Source organism: Pediococcus claussenii ATCC BAA-344, assembly GCF_000237995.1.
GTDB classification, from domain to species: domain Bacteria; phylum Bacillota; class Bacilli; order Lactobacillales; family Lactobacillaceae; genus Pediococcus; species Pediococcus claussenii.
In genome coordinates, this window is the sequence record NC_016605.1 from 1,746,500 (window position 1) to 1,762,725 (window position 16,226).

General features: G+C 36.6%; 16 protein-coding genes. 6 read left to right on the plus strand and 10 right to left on the minus strand.

From position 1 onward, the window contains the following. Positions 1-11 precede the first annotated feature (11 nt). From PECL_RS08570 to PECL_RS08580, 3 genes are all read left to right on the plus strand, one after another. Positions 12-1,433, plus strand: coding sequence for a C69 family dipeptidase (locus tag PECL_RS08570; RefSeq protein ID WP_014216199.1), 1,422 nt, complete (start codon positions 12-14; stop codon positions 1,431-1,433). Positions 1,434-1,645: 212 nt separating this feature from the next. Then, positions 1,646-2,374: an SDR family NAD(P)-dependent oxidoreductase gene (locus PECL_RS08575; protein ID WP_014216200.1), complete on the plus strand. Its 729-nt coding sequence runs from the start codon at positions 1,646-1,648 to the stop codon at positions 2,372-2,374. A 15-nt stretch (positions 2,375-2,389) separates the two neighbouring features. Next, the gene (locus PECL_RS08580; protein WP_014216201.1) at positions 2,390-2,809 is read left to right on the plus strand and encodes a MarR family winged helix-turn-helix transcriptional regulator; all 420 of its coding nucleotides are present in this window, start codon (positions 2,390-2,392) and stop codon (positions 2,807-2,809) included. Positions 2,810-3,074: 265 nt separating this feature from the next. Here PECL_RS08580 and PECL_RS08585 read toward each other — a convergent pair whose 3' ends face one another. Beyond that, complete coding sequence (locus PECL_RS08585; RefSeq protein ID WP_014216202.1) at positions 3,075-3,386, minus strand: helix-turn-helix domain-containing protein; 312 nt, start codon at positions 3,384-3,386, stop codon at positions 3,075-3,077. A 360-nt stretch (positions 3,387-3,746) separates the two neighbouring features. Between PECL_RS08585 and PECL_RS08590 the strand changes: the two genes are divergently transcribed. Continuing rightward, positions 3,747-6,674: a SpaA isopeptide-forming pilin-related protein gene (locus tag PECL_RS08590; RefSeq protein WP_014216203.1), complete on the plus strand. Its 2,928-nt coding sequence runs from the start codon at positions 3,747-3,749 to the stop codon at positions 6,672-6,674. Positions 6,675-6,766: 92 nt separating this feature from the next. Here the strand turns inward: PECL_RS08590 and PECL_RS08595 are convergent, their stop codons facing one another. Beyond that, positions 6,767-7,009, minus strand: a complete 243-nt coding sequence (locus PECL_RS08595) for a DUF2922 domain-containing protein (protein ID WP_014216204.1) — start codon at positions 7,007-7,009, stop codon at positions 6,767-6,769. An 18-nt stretch (positions 7,010-7,027) separates the two neighbouring features. After that, positions 7,028-7,246 carry a hypothetical protein gene (locus PECL_RS08600; protein ID WP_014216205.1) on the minus strand — a complete coding sequence of 73 codons (219 nt, stop codon included), beginning with the start codon at positions 7,244-7,246 and terminating at the stop codon, positions 7,028-7,030. 149 nt (positions 7,247-7,395) lie between these two features. On the opposite strand from PECL_RS08600, the gene PECL_RS08605 reads away from it, so the two are divergent. Continuing rightward, positions 7,396-8,400, plus strand: coding sequence for a TMEM175 family protein (locus PECL_RS08605; RefSeq protein ID WP_014216206.1), 1,005 nt, complete (start codon positions 7,396-7,398; stop codon positions 8,398-8,400). Positions 8,401-8,530: 130 nt separating this feature from the next. On the opposite strand, the gene PECL_RS08610 is transcribed toward PECL_RS08605, so the two are convergent. The 6 genes from PECL_RS08610 to PECL_RS08635 form a co-directional block, all read right to left on the minus strand. Continuing rightward, positions 8,531-9,226, minus strand: a complete 696-nt coding sequence (locus PECL_RS08610) for an SDR family NAD(P)-dependent oxidoreductase (protein ID WP_014216207.1) — start codon at positions 9,224-9,226, stop codon at positions 8,531-8,533. Between the two features lie 120 nt (positions 9,227-9,346). Beyond that, on the minus strand, positions 9,347-10,153 hold the full coding sequence (locus tag PECL_RS08615; RefSeq protein ID WP_014216208.1) for a PHP domain-containing protein: 807 nt from the start codon (positions 10,151-10,153) through the stop codon (positions 9,347-9,349). A gap of 78 nt (positions 10,154-10,231) precedes the next feature. Continuing rightward, complete coding sequence (locus tag PECL_RS08620) at positions 10,232-11,146, minus strand: ROK family protein (protein ID WP_014216209.1); 915 nt, start codon at positions 11,144-11,146, stop codon at positions 10,232-10,234. Then, positions 11,146-12,588, minus strand: coding sequence for a 6-phospho-beta-glucosidase (locus PECL_RS08625; protein ID WP_014216210.1), 1,443 nt, complete (start codon positions 12,586-12,588; stop codon positions 11,146-11,148). The genes PECL_RS08620 and PECL_RS08625 overlap by 1 nt, the downstream gene beginning before the upstream one ends. Positions 12,589-12,671: 83 nt before the next feature. Continuing rightward, positions 12,672-14,051: a PTS sugar transporter subunit IIC gene (locus PECL_RS08630; RefSeq protein WP_014216211.1), complete on the minus strand. Its 1,380-nt coding sequence runs from the start codon at positions 14,049-14,051 to the stop codon at positions 12,672-12,674. A 208-nt stretch (positions 14,052-14,259) separates the two neighbouring features. Further along, complete coding sequence (locus PECL_RS08635) at positions 14,260-14,457, minus strand: hypothetical protein (protein ID WP_014216212.1); 198 nt, start codon at positions 14,455-14,457, stop codon at positions 14,260-14,262. A 174-nt stretch (positions 14,458-14,631) separates the two neighbouring features. On the opposite strand from PECL_RS08635, the gene PECL_RS08640 reads away from it, so the two are divergent. Then, positions 14,632-15,711, plus strand: a complete 1,080-nt coding sequence (locus tag PECL_RS08640; protein ID WP_014216213.1) for a hypothetical protein — start codon at positions 14,632-14,634, stop codon at positions 15,709-15,711. Positions 15,712-15,770: 59 nt separating this feature from the next. Here the strand turns inward: PECL_RS08640 and PECL_RS08645 are convergent, their stop codons facing one another. Beyond that, positions 15,771-16,172: a DUF805 domain-containing protein gene (locus tag PECL_RS08645; RefSeq protein WP_014216214.1), complete on the minus strand. Its 402-nt coding sequence runs from the start codon at positions 16,170-16,172 to the stop codon at positions 15,771-15,773. Between the last annotated feature and the right edge of the window lie 54 nt (positions 16,173-16,226).

The window sequence follows — 16,226 nt, forward strand, 5'->3', positions numbered from 1 at the left end:
GAGTCTCAAACATGTTAATTGAAAAAGCTTGTACAACTGTTTTAGTCGGAAAAAAAGCTTCTATCGACGGATCAACCATGATCGCTCGCAATGATGATACTTTTTTGCCATTAGCTCCACATCGCTTCTACATGCATCAAGCAGAACAAAATATTGATGAAACTATCACTTCTTCTCAAAATGGATTTACTGCTAAACTACCGGCCAATGGTTACCGTCATAGTGCTGTACCAAATATCAATCCTGATAAAGACGGTATCTACGACGAAAGTGGATTTAACGAAAAAAACGTTGCCATGAGTGCAACCGAAAGTGTTTATGGTAATCCCAAGGCCTTAGCCTATGATCCTCTAGTTCCTAACGGCTTAGCAGAAGATACGATGCCAACAATGGTTTTGCCTTACATTGATTCTGCACAAGATGGTGTTAAATATCTTGGTAAGTTAATTGCTAAATATGGCTCACCCGAGGGTAACGGCGTTATTTTTAGTGATAAAAACGACGTTTGGTACATGGAAATTGTCACTGGTCACCACTGGGTTGCACAGCGAATTCCTGATGATAGTTACGCCGTTATCGCCAACCAATCAGCAATTCAACAAGTTGATTTTGATGATCCTATCAACTTTATGTGGTCAGACGGAATTCAAGACTTTGTGGCAAAACATCATTTAAACTCTGCTAATGAAGGCTGGGATTTTCGGCGCATCTTTGGAACTGATACTGAAAAAGACCGCCATTACAATACACCTCGTGTTTGGTTCGGTCAGCGTTATCTGAATCCAGAGATTAAACAAGATCCTCAATCATCAGATTTACCGTTCGTTCGTAAAGCTAGTCGTAAAATCTCGGTTGAAGATGTTGAATACATTTTAAGTTCACATTACAATGAAACACAGTACGATCCCTTTGGCCATGCTGCTGATGAAGATCGCTTGAAGTTCAGACCTATTTCAATGAATCGAACGCAGAACTCACACGTTCTTCAAGTAAGAAATGATGTTCCTGCTGCCCAATCTGCTATCTTCTGGTTAAATTTTGGGGTTCCAGCATTCAGCCCATATGTTCCATTTTTTGCAAACGCAACTGATACTGACCCAAGTTATAGCAATACTAAGCCAATGATGAACCTCGATGACGCATATTGGATGTATCGTGCCGTTGGCTCCGTTGTTGAAGGCCACTATAGTCAATTCGTGCAATCAAATACCGACTACATTACTTCTTCACAGGAATATTTACGCGGAAGAGTAGCCGAAATTGATAACGCAGCTCATGACTTAACAGATGACGATTTAACAAATTATCTAACAGACGCAAATCACTCGACCGTAAAAGCAATGCGAGTTCGAACGATGGACCATTTTAATAGCTTACTAGCAACAGGATTAACACTATCGAAGTTAACATTTAACATGGATAAAAATTTATAGGAAATGCTCCAGTACCATTCAATTTAATATTTGCCCTTTAAAAATAGGGACTCATACCCTCAGAAGATAAGTTTAAAACATTAGCTTCTAGGGTATTTTTATGTGAAAATTTCACCCCCTTCAAATAACAAGTAAAATATTTTCACTTTAGTTGTATGTACAATCAATTTAAAAGATGATACCATGTAGTCAAAAGAAAGAGGAATAAACATATGAAAAATATTTTAATCACTGGCGGTACTTCTGGAATTGGATTAGCAACTGCTTTAGAAATGAATAACCCCACTACAAACGTAATTGTGGTTGGTCGCAATCCCGAAAAAAATGCTACGGTACAGGCAAAATATCCTGCTTTAACAGTTTTACCAGCCGACCTTTCCAATAACGATGATATAAAAAAATTAATTTGCGAGATTAAATCTCGTTTTGGAACAATTGACACATTATTTTCAAATGCCGGTTATGGTATTTTCAAGCCATTTACAGATATTACAGAGCAAGACTTTGACAACATGGTTAATACAAACTACAAAGGAACTTTTTTTATGATTCAAAACGCCCTTTCGATTTTAAAAGACGGCGGTAACATTGTTATTAATACTTCTTGGACGTATAGACGTGGCCTTGCCGATTCTAGTTTGTACTCGTCAACCAAGGCCGCACTTGCCTATCTTGTAAAATCACTGTCTTTAGAATTATCAACTAGAAATATTCGTGTAAATGCGGTCAGTCCGGGTTATACTAATACAGAACAATTTAACGAAAACCAAATTGAGAATACTCATTTAGAACATATGCTTCACACTGTACCACTGCATCGTTTTGCAAATGCTAGTGAAATTGCAAAGGTGGTTTCGTTCTTATCTTCTGAAGCATCTAGTTATGTTAATGGGCAAGATATTCTAATTGATGGTGGCCTAACAAGTGTTCAAACTGACTAATAGTGGGGAACTCCAATGAATACAATTAACTTTTCAGAATGTTTGTATTTCTCAAGTGCACGATTTAACCGTGTTATTGCTCAAATTAGTGATACACAATTCAAAAAAATTGGTTTATCTTCAACTGCCGCATTTATACTGATGAAACTTGATGAAGACGACATGCTAAATCCATCGCAAATTGCAGACGACCTTTCGCTAGATCGCTCTACGATTACTCGTTTTTTAGACAAACTTGAACGTGATGAAATGATTACACGAACCCCAAAAGGACGATCTGTTCAAGTTCAATTAAGTTCAGCCGGAAAGCGACTACAGCCTAAATTAAAACAAATCTGGTTCAACTTAAATAAAACGTATCAAACCGTTTTAGGAAAAAAATTTGAAAATGAACTTCGAGAAAACCTAAACAAAGCGTTCGAGGAAACTAAATAGCAGGTATTTGAATCGCGCTTCAAAAATAAAAAAAGGAACATAAGTAAGTATGTGATACAAGCATTACATGTAAAACCTAAGTGGTACGTTTAAGTTTTGCATCTAAGCAGCGTCACTGACTTTATGTTCCTTTTTTTTATTATCCCGAAATCATTCTGGAAACCAGAATTCCTTCCTTTAAGTATTTATATGGTCACATTAAAATCCACTTAATCCGCTAATGTACTTATCAAGTATCTTTAAAAAACCGTATGCCAAAAAAGCATCATTTGTTTAATTCAAGAATTTCAAGAAAAATAGTAGCATATTGTCTTTGGTTAGTCTCATTCATTTGCAAAAATTTTGTTACGAACTTATCGCTTATATCGTCTAACTTACTACGACCAAAAATATCGCCCAATTCCAAATTAAAGGCGTTCATTATTTTTTCTAATCGAACAACAGAAATGTCATTCCTGTCTCCTCGTTCCAATCGAGAAATTAAATCAACGGAAACATTGGCTTTCTCAGCAAGCTCCTCAATTGTCAAATTTTGTTCATTTCTTAAAGCTCTTATAAAATCAAATCGATTTGTCATGTAGCTTACCACCTTTCAAACTCAAAACTACATGGCTGAGTATTATATTAACATGGCTGTTTAACTATATTTTCATATAAAACATTGCTAAACAGTAATACTTGTTTTATCATTTAATCGAGTAGTACACCTTTACTTCTGTAGGCAAAACGACGGCTTGTCTTAATGAATTTATATTAATTACTTAGCCCCTTGTTGTATCTCTCAGAATTAATACGATTTGCACTACTTTATATACCTTAATTGGGTTTCTTGACTTACACATGTGGTTCTTCAGGTTACTCAAGTTCTATATTTTGAAAATGGAGGGAGGCCTTAATTCTTAAGGATTAATAATTTTGTACAAAGGAGGAGAAAAGAATGGATATTACTTTACCCAAAAAAGCCAACTGGTTATTTACTGTTTTAACTGTTTTACTTGCTAGTTTTATTGCACTGTTCATTTTTAGTGGAACTGCTTCCGCTGACACATCGACCACTGCAAATAGCCAAACTACTGTTGTAAATTCAAATGTTGGTACCAACAGCACTACTACCTCTAGTAGTGTTCAATCAACAAGTACCAATCCTAGCAGTAGTACTAGCCAAGCTACAGTAGATAAAAAAGCTACTAGTTCCTCAGATAACTCAAATAAATCCGAAGTATCTGACGTAACAGAACCTGCTACTTCAAATGCTAACCAACAGGTTAGTTCATCGTCAGCTACTAGTTCTGAAACAAAACCTTCTAACAACACGGCCGTTACTACTACCTCTCAGGGGGCAGCTATGAATAGCTCAAGTAATAGCAATGTAAAATCTACTGCAACAAGCACGCCACAACCGAAATTATCCATGGCAAAGGCACTCGTTTCAACGCAATCTAACTCTGTTTCAGTTTCTGGATTAGATGCAAATAGTGCTGTTATCAAGGACGATCAAGGCAACGTTGTTAGTAATTCTTCAACGTTAAGTGCCTATAACAGTTACGTCGTTAACTATAATTGGTCTATTCCCGACGGAAGTAACATCAAGTCTGGTGACACTACAACAGTCACTTTACCAAGTAACGTTAAGTTCAATACAGATACCAGTTTTCCTGTCACTAATAGTGTAGGAGATACGATTGGTACATTTACTGCCAGCCAAGATGCACAGTCCGGATTACTAACATTCAGTAATTATTTTGAAAATAATACTATTAACCGTTCCGGAACTTTGAGTTTTAACGTTTCTGGCACACAAACTTCAACGGGTGATAATAATCGGGACTGGCTTTCAAATAAGATCGGCTGGTGGACTAATTCAAACATGGTAGATGGGCATCCAGCTTCCGCAACTTGGAACATTGCCTTTAACCCAAACAACCAAACGCTAAGCAAGGTTGTTCTTGTTGATACTATTGGCGCTAACCAAACCTTTAACAACGACATTGTCGCTAATACTGGCTCTTACGATGATAATGGCAAGTTTAATTCAAATGGTACCATTACACCCGTTGTAAGTATTAATGGGCAAGTTGTAACCATGACCTTTACAAACGTCACACAAGCCGTCAACTTAACATACACCACTACAATCACTGGTATCAATAGTGGAAATATCTACACGAATGGCGTTAGTTATTCTGGAACTGGCACAAACGGCGAAGGTAATGCTGAAGTTAACACCAGCAACAATACCGCAAAATTAACCTTTGGGGGAACTGGTAACGGTGATGGGACAATTGGTTCTGTTACACTTACCAAAGAAAACGCTGATGGCTCAGTAAAGTTAGCCGGTGCAGTATTCAAATTAGTTGATGCTAATGGTTCTTTAGTTGAAAGTAACCTAGTTACAGACGCCAACGGAAACATTACTGTCAATAATTTAGGAGCTGGGTCTTACCAATTTATAGAAACTTCAGCACCTACTGGATATATTTTAAATAATAATCCAATCAACTTTACAATTAGTAACAGTAATGTTAATGCGACTGTTTCTGCTGTCAATACGGCTATTGCTAAAACCAATATTAAAGTTGTTAAGACTTGGGATGGTGTTCCTACGAACGTAAAGACCCCTGCTATCACCGTTGTTTTAAATGCCAATGGTCAACCAACTGGTCAATCATTGACTTTAGACAGCTCAAACAATTACCAAGCTTCATTTACTGGATTAGATCAAACTGATTCAAATGGTAATCCAATTAATTACACAGTAACTGAGAACATTCCCGCAGGTTATACTAGTTCTACAGCTGGTGCACAGTCACCAAACAATGGAACAGTTAACTTGGTTAATAATTACATCCCAGTTCCTGGATCCGTTACTTTAACTAAAGAAGATTCTAAAACTGCTACAAAGTTGGCTGGTGCAACATTTAAATTAGTTGCAGCTAACGGAGAAGTTGTAAAAGATAATTTAATTACAGATGCTAACGGTACAATTGAAGTTGCAGATTTAAACCAGGGAACTTATCAATTTATTGAAACAGCAGCACCAAATGGTTACGTTTTAAACAGTTCACCAATTAACTTTACAATAGATGGAACCGGAACTAACGTAAATGTTTCAGCTATCAACACAGCTATTGCTAAAACTAATATTAAAGTTATCAAAACTTGGGATGGTGTTCCTACGAACGTAAAGACCCCTGCTATCACCGTTGTTTTAAATGCCAATGGTCAACCAACTGGTCAATCATTGACTTTAGACAGCTCAAACAATTACCAAGCTTCATTTACTGGATTAGATCAAACTGATTCAAATGGTAATCCAATTAATTACACAGTAACTGAGAATATGCCTGCAGGTTACACTAGTTCTACAGCTGGTGCACAGATGCCAAATGTTAATGGAATTGTAAACTTAGTAAATACGTATATTCCAGCGACACCTGGTAAACCAGTTACACCCGGTAAACCAGTTACACCTAGCAAGCCAGTCACACCTAGCAAGCCAGTTACGCCTAGCAAACCAGTTACACCTAGCAAGCCAGTTACGCCTAGCAAACCAGTTACACCTAGCAAACCAGTTACACCTAGCAAACCAGTTACGCCTAGCAAGCCAGTTACACCTAGCAAGCCAGTTACACCTAGCAAGCCAAATGTTCCTACTAAAACAGTGGTTCCTGACAAGCCAGTTGTTCCAGACAAATCAACAGAACCTGCTAAAGCTAACTCGAAAAAGGTCACATACAGTAATAAGGCAAAGATCTTGCCCCAAACTGGTGAAACTGAAAATAGTTTACTAATTTTGTTAGGATTATTATTAATGGGATTTGTTGTATTAATTGTTTTCACAAGAGTACGTAAGAACAATTATTAATATCCATTTTATTATGGATACTATATGTACAATTTAATATGTTCCAAAAAGGAGGTCGAGCATTTTGCTCGGCCTCCTTTTCACTTAAGTTATTAAACTTCGGTTACTTTTTCTGCCTTATCTTCAAAAATAGACTGATGAATTGTTTCAACATAACGCGCTGCAATGGGCTTCGCATACATTTCAATATCATCTTTTTCAAACAGTTTCAATCCTGACAAATCGGTCATTGCGTTGCGCACAGTTTCCTCTACCAAGTTTTCATTTACATATTTTAATTTAATGTGCTGAACCTTGCCAGCACCACTTAAAAATTCTAAATCTAATTGTTTCATATTTTTTCCTCCAATTTTTTACTTTGATTGATTTTCAACTTTTTCAGTTGTTGTCACAGTTCCATTGCTGAACTTCCCATCTGAAATACTTTCCAAAATTTTACCAAGTCCCTCTACCTGCTCAGCAGACACGTTTTTTACTGCATTAGTAAATCCTCTGCGTAAAACCTTTTCTCCTTCTGCAGTTTGGACCGTCATTTTAATATTAATTCCAGTTTTAACCCAAGTTTTTAACATCTAAGATCTTCCTCTTTTCATTATTTTGTAAGGTCGCGACTGCTTACATAATTAATAACGATCCTTAACCTTAAATGTAAACCTACTTTTTATTCTTCTTTTTTCGAGATATAATATAGAAAGCACAAAAGAAAGGTACCTTATTAATTATGATGGATAAACTAAAAACACGCTTAGATGCGTTTAGTGACGCTATTATCGCAATTATTATTACTATTATTGTTTTGGAACTTCCAATTCCACTTCATAACTCTATTTCAGAATATCTCCAGTTTGGAAAAGGCATTGGCATTTACTTTATTAGTTTTATTTTTGTGGCTAATATCTGGTATCAACATTCCAATCTATTTAATGATGCCGAAACTATGAATGAACGGGTTTTCATTATGGAGTTCATATTTCTAGCCTTTCTCTCGTTAGTCCCACTTTTCACTCGAATGGTTACGCAAGATACTAACCGTTGGACTGTTATGGCATATGGTATTCTAACCCTTATCGTTAACATTCTATTCATCATTTTATGTAATATTGTCATTAAATTAAAATATACTGAACACAAAGATATCCAACGAATCTTCACTCGAGTTTATGGCAGCCAGAATAATCTAATTACTGGTACCAGTATCGCCCTAATTATTCTAGCTTATTTTCAACCTAACTGGGCTCTGATTTTCTATTTAGCACTTCCAATTATCTCTTTTCTTAGGACGGATGATCAAGCTGACTTGGACGATATTACACAACTTTCAACCACAGAACAAAGTGATTATTTCAAGCTTTCACCAACTGACATGCGAACATTTCGTAAACAACAAGACGAAATTCGTAACAAGTATGTTCAGCAACGTAAAACTAATCCTAATTGGAAACAAGATATGCGCAATGAGATGGGGGATCTTCTAAAAGATGGCATTACAACCGCAGATGGCCAAAAAATTGATGGATCTACCATTCGTAATTTTTACAATAGATTTCACCAACAACAAGACGAACGCAAACAAAATAATCATCAACGTTGGCAAGATCATACCCAATATGTCCAAAACACTTCTCATAATAGACGTAAAGACATTAATACCAACGAAAGGCCCAATCGCACCTCAAATAACGCCAACCACAAAGTTGAAAATACAAAAAAAGAAAATAGGAAATAGTTTGTTAGGCAACAAATACTAAAAAGGCATCCCAATTGATGATCTACTCACCGTTTGAGATGCTTTTTTATTTAATATAGAATTCACAGAACAGCCCATTCTCTACGTTTCTACTATTTTAATTTTCACTCTAAAATAATTCGCCATATATCTCTAACATTTCACCTTGATGTGATTTTCCATCGTTAATGATTGTTACTATTTTCTCCGCAACGTCATCTGCTGTATGAAAACCTTCACCCTCCATATTTCCATTTAAATCAGTTGTAGTAGGACCTGGATGAATGCTAAAAATCTCAACGTTACGGGACTCTTTTTCAAAATCAATTGCTAGCGAGCTCATCATAACGTTCTGTGCCGCCTTAGACGATTTATACGACAACGGATTCCAATTTGGATTGGGTCCAGTTGGAATCGTAATGTTGATAATCCTGCCATGACTTTTTTCCAATAGAGGAACTAATCCTTGAGTCAGCTGAAAAGTACCAAAGAAATTTACATCCATGGTGGCTCGTAAGTCATCAACGGTCTCCTCCAAGTTTGGTCCAAAAGCTCCTGGAACCCCAGCGTTATTAATCAACAAATTTAGCTGTGAAAACCTTTGACCAATATCACCAGTCGCACGATCAATCATTTCAGGAATACTTAGATCAATCTGTACAAAATCAGTTTTCTTTACGCCTGCATCTTTTAACTTTTGTATAGCTTCAAGCCCACGTTCTTCATTTCTAGCCCCAATTAAAATGTGCCATCCCTGTTTTCCTAGCGCCAAGGCAGTTGAATATCCAATTCCTTTATTACCACCTGTAATCAATACTGTTTTCATGTTGCTGTCAACCTTCTTCTCTTTTGAGGTATTATATTATAAATCAGAAGAGGCTGTAACGATGTGGGGCAATCCACACTATTACAGCCTCTACAGCACTGGAATCAGTGCCTGTAAATATTAATATTTAATTCGTTCATCCACATCATCTAAAGGTACAATTGTCATTGAATTTTTCCTAAATACATTTACATGGTGAATATCATGTGCCTGTAAAAATGCAATTGCATCACTAAAATGATTTTCAAATTGGTCAACTTTATGTGCATCTGAGCCAATTGTGTATCGTTTTCCACCGAGTTGTTTATAAATTTCAATTGCGTAATCATACAAGCCAATATTATGGTAACGGTACATACTCTTCGTATTAACCTCAAAAGCAAGGTCATAGCGAATAGCCAATTTAAAAATATTAGTTAGCAGAACACCAGCCGTTGTTGCAAATTGACCAGAAGTTAAATTTAATTGTCGTACACCGTAATCAAAATGGGCTAGTACATCACCATCATGAAATGCATTAATTTCTTTCCACATATTACGATAATATAAATCTGTAACTTCAACTGGGTCCATATGTTTAACCTTATCATCCATGAAGTCGAACTGACCATTTTGATGAAAACTCAGCAATTTAATATCAAATTCATGGTTACTTAAATACTCTCGAATCTTGTCTTCCTGTCCAAGCGATACGCCGACTTCAACACCCTTGTAAATTCGTTTACCAGTTACTGATTTCAATCGGTCAATTTCACGTGTATAAGCATCGTAATCTAGTAATGAATCCTGATCCTTTTCGTCCGGATTATGAAATTCTAAATGTTCCGTTGTAACGAAGTCATCACCGGCTAACCTCATATAGTGTTCCATTTTTTCTTGCGAATCAAATGAAAAATCGGTATGCACGTGCTGATCATAATATTTCATTACTGATTACCCCCAGTTAAATTTTATACATTAATACTAACACAGATTGGTTAATTTTAAATGAGTGAGCTAAAGGCACTATTCAGCGTTTGCTTCTTGTAACGCTCTGTACGTTGCACCAATAATACCTGCGTCATTTCGTAATTCGGCAGCTTCAACTGGTGGAAAAGTTAAATCTTTCAAATCATTATTAATCTGTTTTAACTCGGCAATCTTTTGATTTAATCCATTGATAAATTGCTCATTAGCGGAGATTCCACCACCAATTAATATTTTTTCAGGATCCAAAGAAACAATTAAATTCATAATGCCACGCGCCAGAGCCGTATAAAAGAAATCCAAACTTTCTAATGCAAGGTAATCTTGTTTAGAGGCTAGATCATATATTACACGTGCATCTTCCAACTTTTCACCATTATGATGTTCATTATAAAAACGCAATAAACCACCAACTGTTGCTGCGGTAAAGCTCATAGTGTCACGTTCAATATCTTCTTCAAAATGCCGATCCATGACCGACATCATTCCTAATTCACCGGCCATTCCGTGTCCACCACGATATATCCGATCATTAATTATGATTCCGCCACCGATACCTGTTCCAACAACCATACAAAGATAATTGTGGAGTCCTTGCGCGTTCCCCTTCCATTTCTCAGCGTAGGCTGCCGCGTTAGCATCATTTTCAATTGTAGTAGTTATTCCTGTAAGCTTTTCGATTTTTTCTTTTAAATTAATTCCATAGAAATCACGAATCGCCCCACCAGTTGTCATAAAACCATTTTGTTGTACAATTCCAGGTGCACTTACTCCAATACTTAAAATTGGTTGTTCTTTCTGATATTGTTCCACAATTTTACGAATATTTTCTAAAATTTCACTTCCGACAATACCGGTCTTAACGCTTCCCTTTTGCAGAATCGTACCGTTTTCATCTACCAATCCATGTTTTATTGTTGTTCCACCTATATCAATACCAACAAAATATGTCATTATTCTTCACCTAAATCTTCACCATTAGTCTTAATCACTTCTTGATACCATTCAAAGGAATCTTTCTTGGAACGTTTCAAAGTTCCGTTACCGTCATCATCTTTATCAACGTAAATAAATCCATAACGTTTCGACATTTGACCCGTTCCGGCGGAAACAAGATCAATAAATCCCCATGGTGTGTATCCCATTAAGTTAACGCCGTCCAAATCAACGGCTTTCTCCATTTCCTCAATGTGCGCTCTAAGATAAGCAACTCGATATGGGTCATGAATACTGCCGTCACTTTCAACCTTGTCATAGGCGCCTAACCCATTTTCAACGATAAACAATGGCAAATGATAACGGTCATTCAACCAGTTCAGTGAGAAACGTAGTCCAGTTGGATCAATTGGCCAGTCCCAATCACTGACCTTAACATATGGATTTTGTACTACTAATTCATCAGGTTGTAGGTCGCCATCAATACTTTCTCCGTCTGGAAGGGCAACAGTCATTGAGTTATAATAGCTGAACCCCACGTAGTCAACCGTACCTTCTTTTAAAGCTACACGGTCCTCATCAGTAATATCTTTACGGAACCCCTTTCGGATAACGTATTTTTCAATATTTTCTGGATAAACACCGTTTACATGAACATCAGAGAACCAGTATCGACGTTGCATCAAACGTTCTGAAAGCATGACGTTATCTGGTGCGGAATTCAATGGATACAGCGGGGTAAAGTTAATCATGCAACCAATTTTAAAATCTGGATTAATCTCATGTCCTAACTTCACAGCTTTGGCACTTGCCACTAGTTCATAATGTGCTGCTTGGTACATTGCTGCTTCACGATCTTCATCATCATGGAAAATCAAGCCTGAGTTAGTCGCCATTAAAAAATCATTATCGTACGAACTCTGATTATCAATCTCGTTAAATGTCATCCAGTATTTAACTTTATCCTTATACCGTCTGAAGCAAACTTCGGCGAAGCGAACAAAATAGTCGATCACTTTACGATCAGAAAAACCATTATATTTTTTCACCAAATTATATGGCATTTCAAAATGAGCAAGCGTAATGACTGGTTCAATTCCATACTTTAAGCATTCATCAAATAAGTCATCATAGAATTTTAATCCCTCTTCATTTGGTTCTGCATCATCGCCATTTGGAAAGATACGTGTCCATGCAATTGAGGTTCTAAAACACTTTAAGCCAAGTTCAGCGAATAACTTAACATCCTCTTTATAATGATGGTAAAAATCAATTGCATCATGGTTAGGGTAATTCTTACCAGGAAGAACACCATCTGTTATTTCACGTTCAACTCCGTTTGCACCAGCAGTCATAATGTCAGCTACACTAACACCTTTCCCACCTTCTTGCCATCCTCCTTCTAATTGATGTGCAGCAACAGCGCCACCCCACAAAAAGTTTTTTGGTAATTTTGACATAATATATTTCCTCCTTTTACATTAAAAGAGCACCAGAATCAAACGTTGAAGTTCAATTCCAGCCCCCTTTATAGTTTTAAATATTAAACAGTAGCATTTTCGTTTGATGCAGCAGCTTCTGCTTCTTTAGCATGTTCTGCATTCCCAGCTTCTTGTTCTGCCTTGTACAAGATTTGGTCTTGTGCACGAGCAAAGAAGAAGTATACAAAGAATGAAAGAATAATCATTAAAGCCTGCCAAATCATTATCTTCCATCCACCTACTAAGAACCCTGAAAGGATAGGCGGAGTTGTCCAAGGAACTTGAACACCTGTTAGATAAGGTAGAACACCCAACTTTATGAGTAAATATGTTGAACCCATTGAAAACATTGGCATAATCATAAATGGAATAACCATCAGTGGATTCAAAACCACAGGAACTCCAAACAAGACTGGTTCATTAATGTTAAATATTCCTGGTAAAAATGCCAATCGACCAATACTCTTCATTTGAACCGACTTAGCAAAGAATGCCATAAATACAACTAATCCAAGTGTCATACCTGATCCAGTGACAGTACCAAATTGATCCATTAATGATTGTGTAAAGATATGTCCACCATTTGCAGCAGTTACAACACCATGTGCTTTATAAATTGCAGCATTTTGAAGTGCATTAGCACCTAAGATAGGTCCCATGATACCGCCGACAATAACAGCACCGTGAACACCGAAGAACCAGAAGAATGGTACCAAGAGTGCAATAATAATAACTCCACCAAATGAATCTGTTATACCTTGTAATGGTGTTTGAATAACTTTGTAGATCCATTCAACCATTGTGACATGAGCACTTGCATCAAATCCCATGTAAACAATTAACCAACCGGTTACAATTGCAGCCGCTGGTACAAGAGCCGTAAATGAACCCGCAACTGCAGGAGGAACTTGTTCAGGAAGTTTGATAGTAATCTTATTACGAACAAAGTATGTGTAAGCCCAACCAGTAATTAAGCCAATAATGATGGCAGCAATCATACCTTGCCCACCGAGCCAAGTACGGTCAATAAAACCACCTAAAAGTTGTGGTGCCTTACCAGCAGCAATAACGGTTTTTGTTCCATTCATTACGGCTGTTGAAGGGCGGATTACAACAAAGAAACTTACCAATGATGTTAATCCAGCTGGTAACGGATCAAATCCATCATTCTTTACCCAACTATAGGCAATTCCAATTACTGCAAAAATAGCCATAACACCCATTGAAGCATTATATGCTTGCGTCCAATAAGGAGTTAATCCCACTTTTAACATCCATGCTGCCCATGAAGGCACGGGCAACGCACTCAAAAGCAAGAACACCGAACCAATCATGATGAACGGTAATCCAAAAAGCATACCATCACGTAATGCAACAATCGCTTTTGTATTAACGAACTTCATAATAGGAGGTAAAATCTTGTTATTAATGAAATCATTCATAAAATTCACCCCGTTAAAATTTTGAAAAATAATTGCTAATCAACAAAAAATATGTTCCATCTTCGGCCAAAGAAGAATTTTGATTTCCTGAAAGCGTATCAAGAAATCGCTTACAAATTGATTATGCTACATATATTTAAATTTGTACAGACGAATTTTAAATAAAAAACATGTTCAAAAAATGGTTCAAAATACTCATTATTATATTTTAAAATCCACCCCTAAGAGCCATGACACCCAGTAATAAGAAGATGATACCAATAAAAGCTCCAAACCAAATTGCATATAACATAAATGGGTTAGCATTTTTTGAACCTGACTCCTTATATCCATTAAAAGATTTATACGCAGCCCTAATTTGCCAAAGCCCTATGCCAATCGCACCCAGTCCAATTAATAATGACATTTTTCCTCCCTCATAAAAGCGTTTCCTTAAAATACTCACATCGTAACACAGAAATAGTTCCATAAATATTGCGCGAAGCAAAAGTTACTGGAATAATTTGTATTCAAAAAGCTTCCTCAGGGTATTTCATTCATGCTAAAATGAAGCTTAGATGAGTTGTTCGGGGGGATTTATATGAAAAAAATCACAAAATGGTTTCACCATATTTTTACTAGCATAAGGGATTATTTAAATCCAAATGAGGCAAATCCCCATGACGGCTATGTGGATGATGAACTTTATCAAAATAGAAGATCCGTTCGTCGCCGTCAGAGTACCTTACGTGAATCCCATTACATTATATTTGGGACAAGCGTTGTTGGAATTCTAATCGTCTTTTTTGGCCTTTTGTCTCTGGGACACTATACTGTTAATTCTGTAAGGAACGCCAATGCGGCTACACAAGTTAATCAACTATTTACCAGTGATACACGTTCAAACGTTAAGTCTTCAACAACCTCTACAAAGGTTGCACAAACAAGGGTAACCGTTAAAAAGTTACACACTAGTTCTGATAAAAAACGAATGCTAGTTGATTTGAATAATGCAGACCATATGATTAGCATTCGCCAAAAATATGCAGCTTTTTATAACTCAAAAGGTCTATTAAACTCAAACATTTCAGTTAAGAAAATTGATACATTAAAATCATCCCTCAATAAATATAAATTACCTAGGGAATTTAACAGTAAATATCAGCGTTACTTAAAAAACACCAAAGTAATTGCAAAAAAAGCTGATAGCTATGACAAACAATTTAAAGCAATTAAGAAAAATCAATTACTCGGTATTCCTGTATCCTCAGAATCTGTAGCAAAACTTATTAAAAAAATGGACAATAATTCCAAATCACAAAAGACTGTTACCCAACAAAAGCAGTTAATAAAATTGAAAAAAGCACTTATTCTGGAGGAAAAAGCCCAACAAGCTGCCCTCGTTGCTCAACAACAAGCAGAACAGGAAGAGATTGCTGCTGCTCAACAACAAAAAGCCGCAAAAAAGGCTGCTAATGAAGCAAAAAAGCAACAAGAGGCTGAAAAAAAGGCTCAGGAACAGCAAGCCCAAGCAGATGCTGCGAGTGAGAGTCAAGCAGAAGCAGAGTCCCAACAGGAAGCTAATTCTGCTGCTCAACAGCAAGCAGATCAGAATCAACAAGCCGGTGAACCTGGTTCATCTACAAATCCTTCGGATAGTACCGGAGGATATGACCAATAGAATCAATCAAAAAAGCATTTTGGATTTTTCCAAAATGCTTTTAATTTGCAAAACAACCATTAAAACTCTGACTGATTTCTTGTCCAACGACTATTCGGATTACTTGGTAAAACTGTAAATATAAATATCACTATGTAGCCAACTACAGGAATAAATTCCAAAATAATCCACCAGTTACTCCGATTCACATCATGCAAGCGTCGCGCCGTTAAAGTAAAAGTAGCAACATAATATAAAAGCATAAAAATTGAAAATACCACGGAACCCGTTGATATATTATTAGTTAAAACCGTACCTTGGCTTAATAGAATTGACTTTAATTGATTTACTTGGCCCGTTGCAGCAGACACTAAAAATAAAACAACTGCATTAATTAAGACTGGCCACCAATACTGCGCCCTCGTTGCAGTGGCATTCCATGTAAATATGTTTCGCCAAAACTCTTGATATATCTCAATCATATTAATTCCCCCAAACAACTAACTTATCATTTAAACAAGTATATCATTATTACA

Bases quoted from the DNA above. Each gene is read 5' to 3' on its own strand.
- PECL_RS08620 (WP_014216209.1), bottom strand. From the start codon at position 11,146: ATGACATATTTTGTTGGTATTGATATAGGTGGAACAACAATAAAACAT.
- PECL_RS08585 (WP_014216202.1), bottom strand. From the start codon at position 3,386: ATGACAAATCGATTTGATTTTATAAGAGCTTTAAGAAATGAACAAAAT.
- PECL_RS08610 (WP_014216207.1), bottom strand. From the start codon at position 9,226: ATGAAAACAGTATTGATTACAGGTGGTAATAAAGGAATTGGATATTCA.
- PECL_RS08625 (WP_014216210.1), bottom strand. From the start codon at position 12,588: ATGTCAAAATTACCAAAAAACTTTTTGTGGGGTGGCGCTGTTGCTGCA.
- PECL_RS08640 (WP_014216213.1), top strand. From the start codon at position 14,632: ATGAAAAAAATCACAAAATGGTTTCACCATATTTTTACTAGCATAAGG.
- PECL_RS08590 (WP_014216203.1), top strand. From the start codon at position 3,747: ATGGATATTACTTTACCCAAAAAAGCCAACTGGTTATTTACTGTTTTA.
- PECL_RS08570 (WP_014216199.1), top strand. From the start codon at position 12: ATGTTAATTGAAAAAGCTTGTACAACTGTTTTAGTCGGAAAAAAAGCT.
- PECL_RS08605 (WP_014216206.1), top strand. From the start codon at position 7,396: ATGATGGATAAACTAAAAACACGCTTAGATGCGTTTAGTGACGCTATT.
- PECL_RS08595 (WP_014216204.1), bottom strand. From the start codon at position 7,009: ATGAAACAATTAGATTTAGAATTTTTAAGTGGTGCTGGCAAGGTTCAG.
- PECL_RS08580 (WP_014216201.1), top strand. From the start codon at position 2,390: ATGAATACAATTAACTTTTCAGAATGTTTGTATTTCTCAAGTGCACGA.
- PECL_RS08630 (WP_014216211.1), bottom strand. From the start codon at position 14,051: ATGAATGATTTCATTAATAACAAGATTTTACCTCCTATTATGAAGTTC.
- PECL_RS08600 (WP_014216205.1), bottom strand. From the start codon at position 7,246: ATGTTAAAAACTTGGGTTAAAACTGGAATTAATATTAAAATGACGGTC.
- PECL_RS08615 (WP_014216208.1), bottom strand. From the start codon at position 10,153: ATGAAATATTATGATCAGCACGTGCATACCGATTTTTCATTTGATTCG.
- PECL_RS08575 (WP_014216200.1), top strand. From the start codon at position 1,646: ATGAAAAATATTTTAATCACTGGCGGTACTTCTGGAATTGGATTAGCA.
- PECL_RS08635 (WP_014216212.1), bottom strand. From the start codon at position 14,457: ATGTCATTATTAATTGGACTGGGTGCGATTGGCATAGGGCTTTGGCAA.
- PECL_RS08645 (WP_014216214.1), bottom strand. From the start codon at position 16,172: ATGATTGAGATATATCAAGAGTTTTGGCGAAACATATTTACATGGAAT.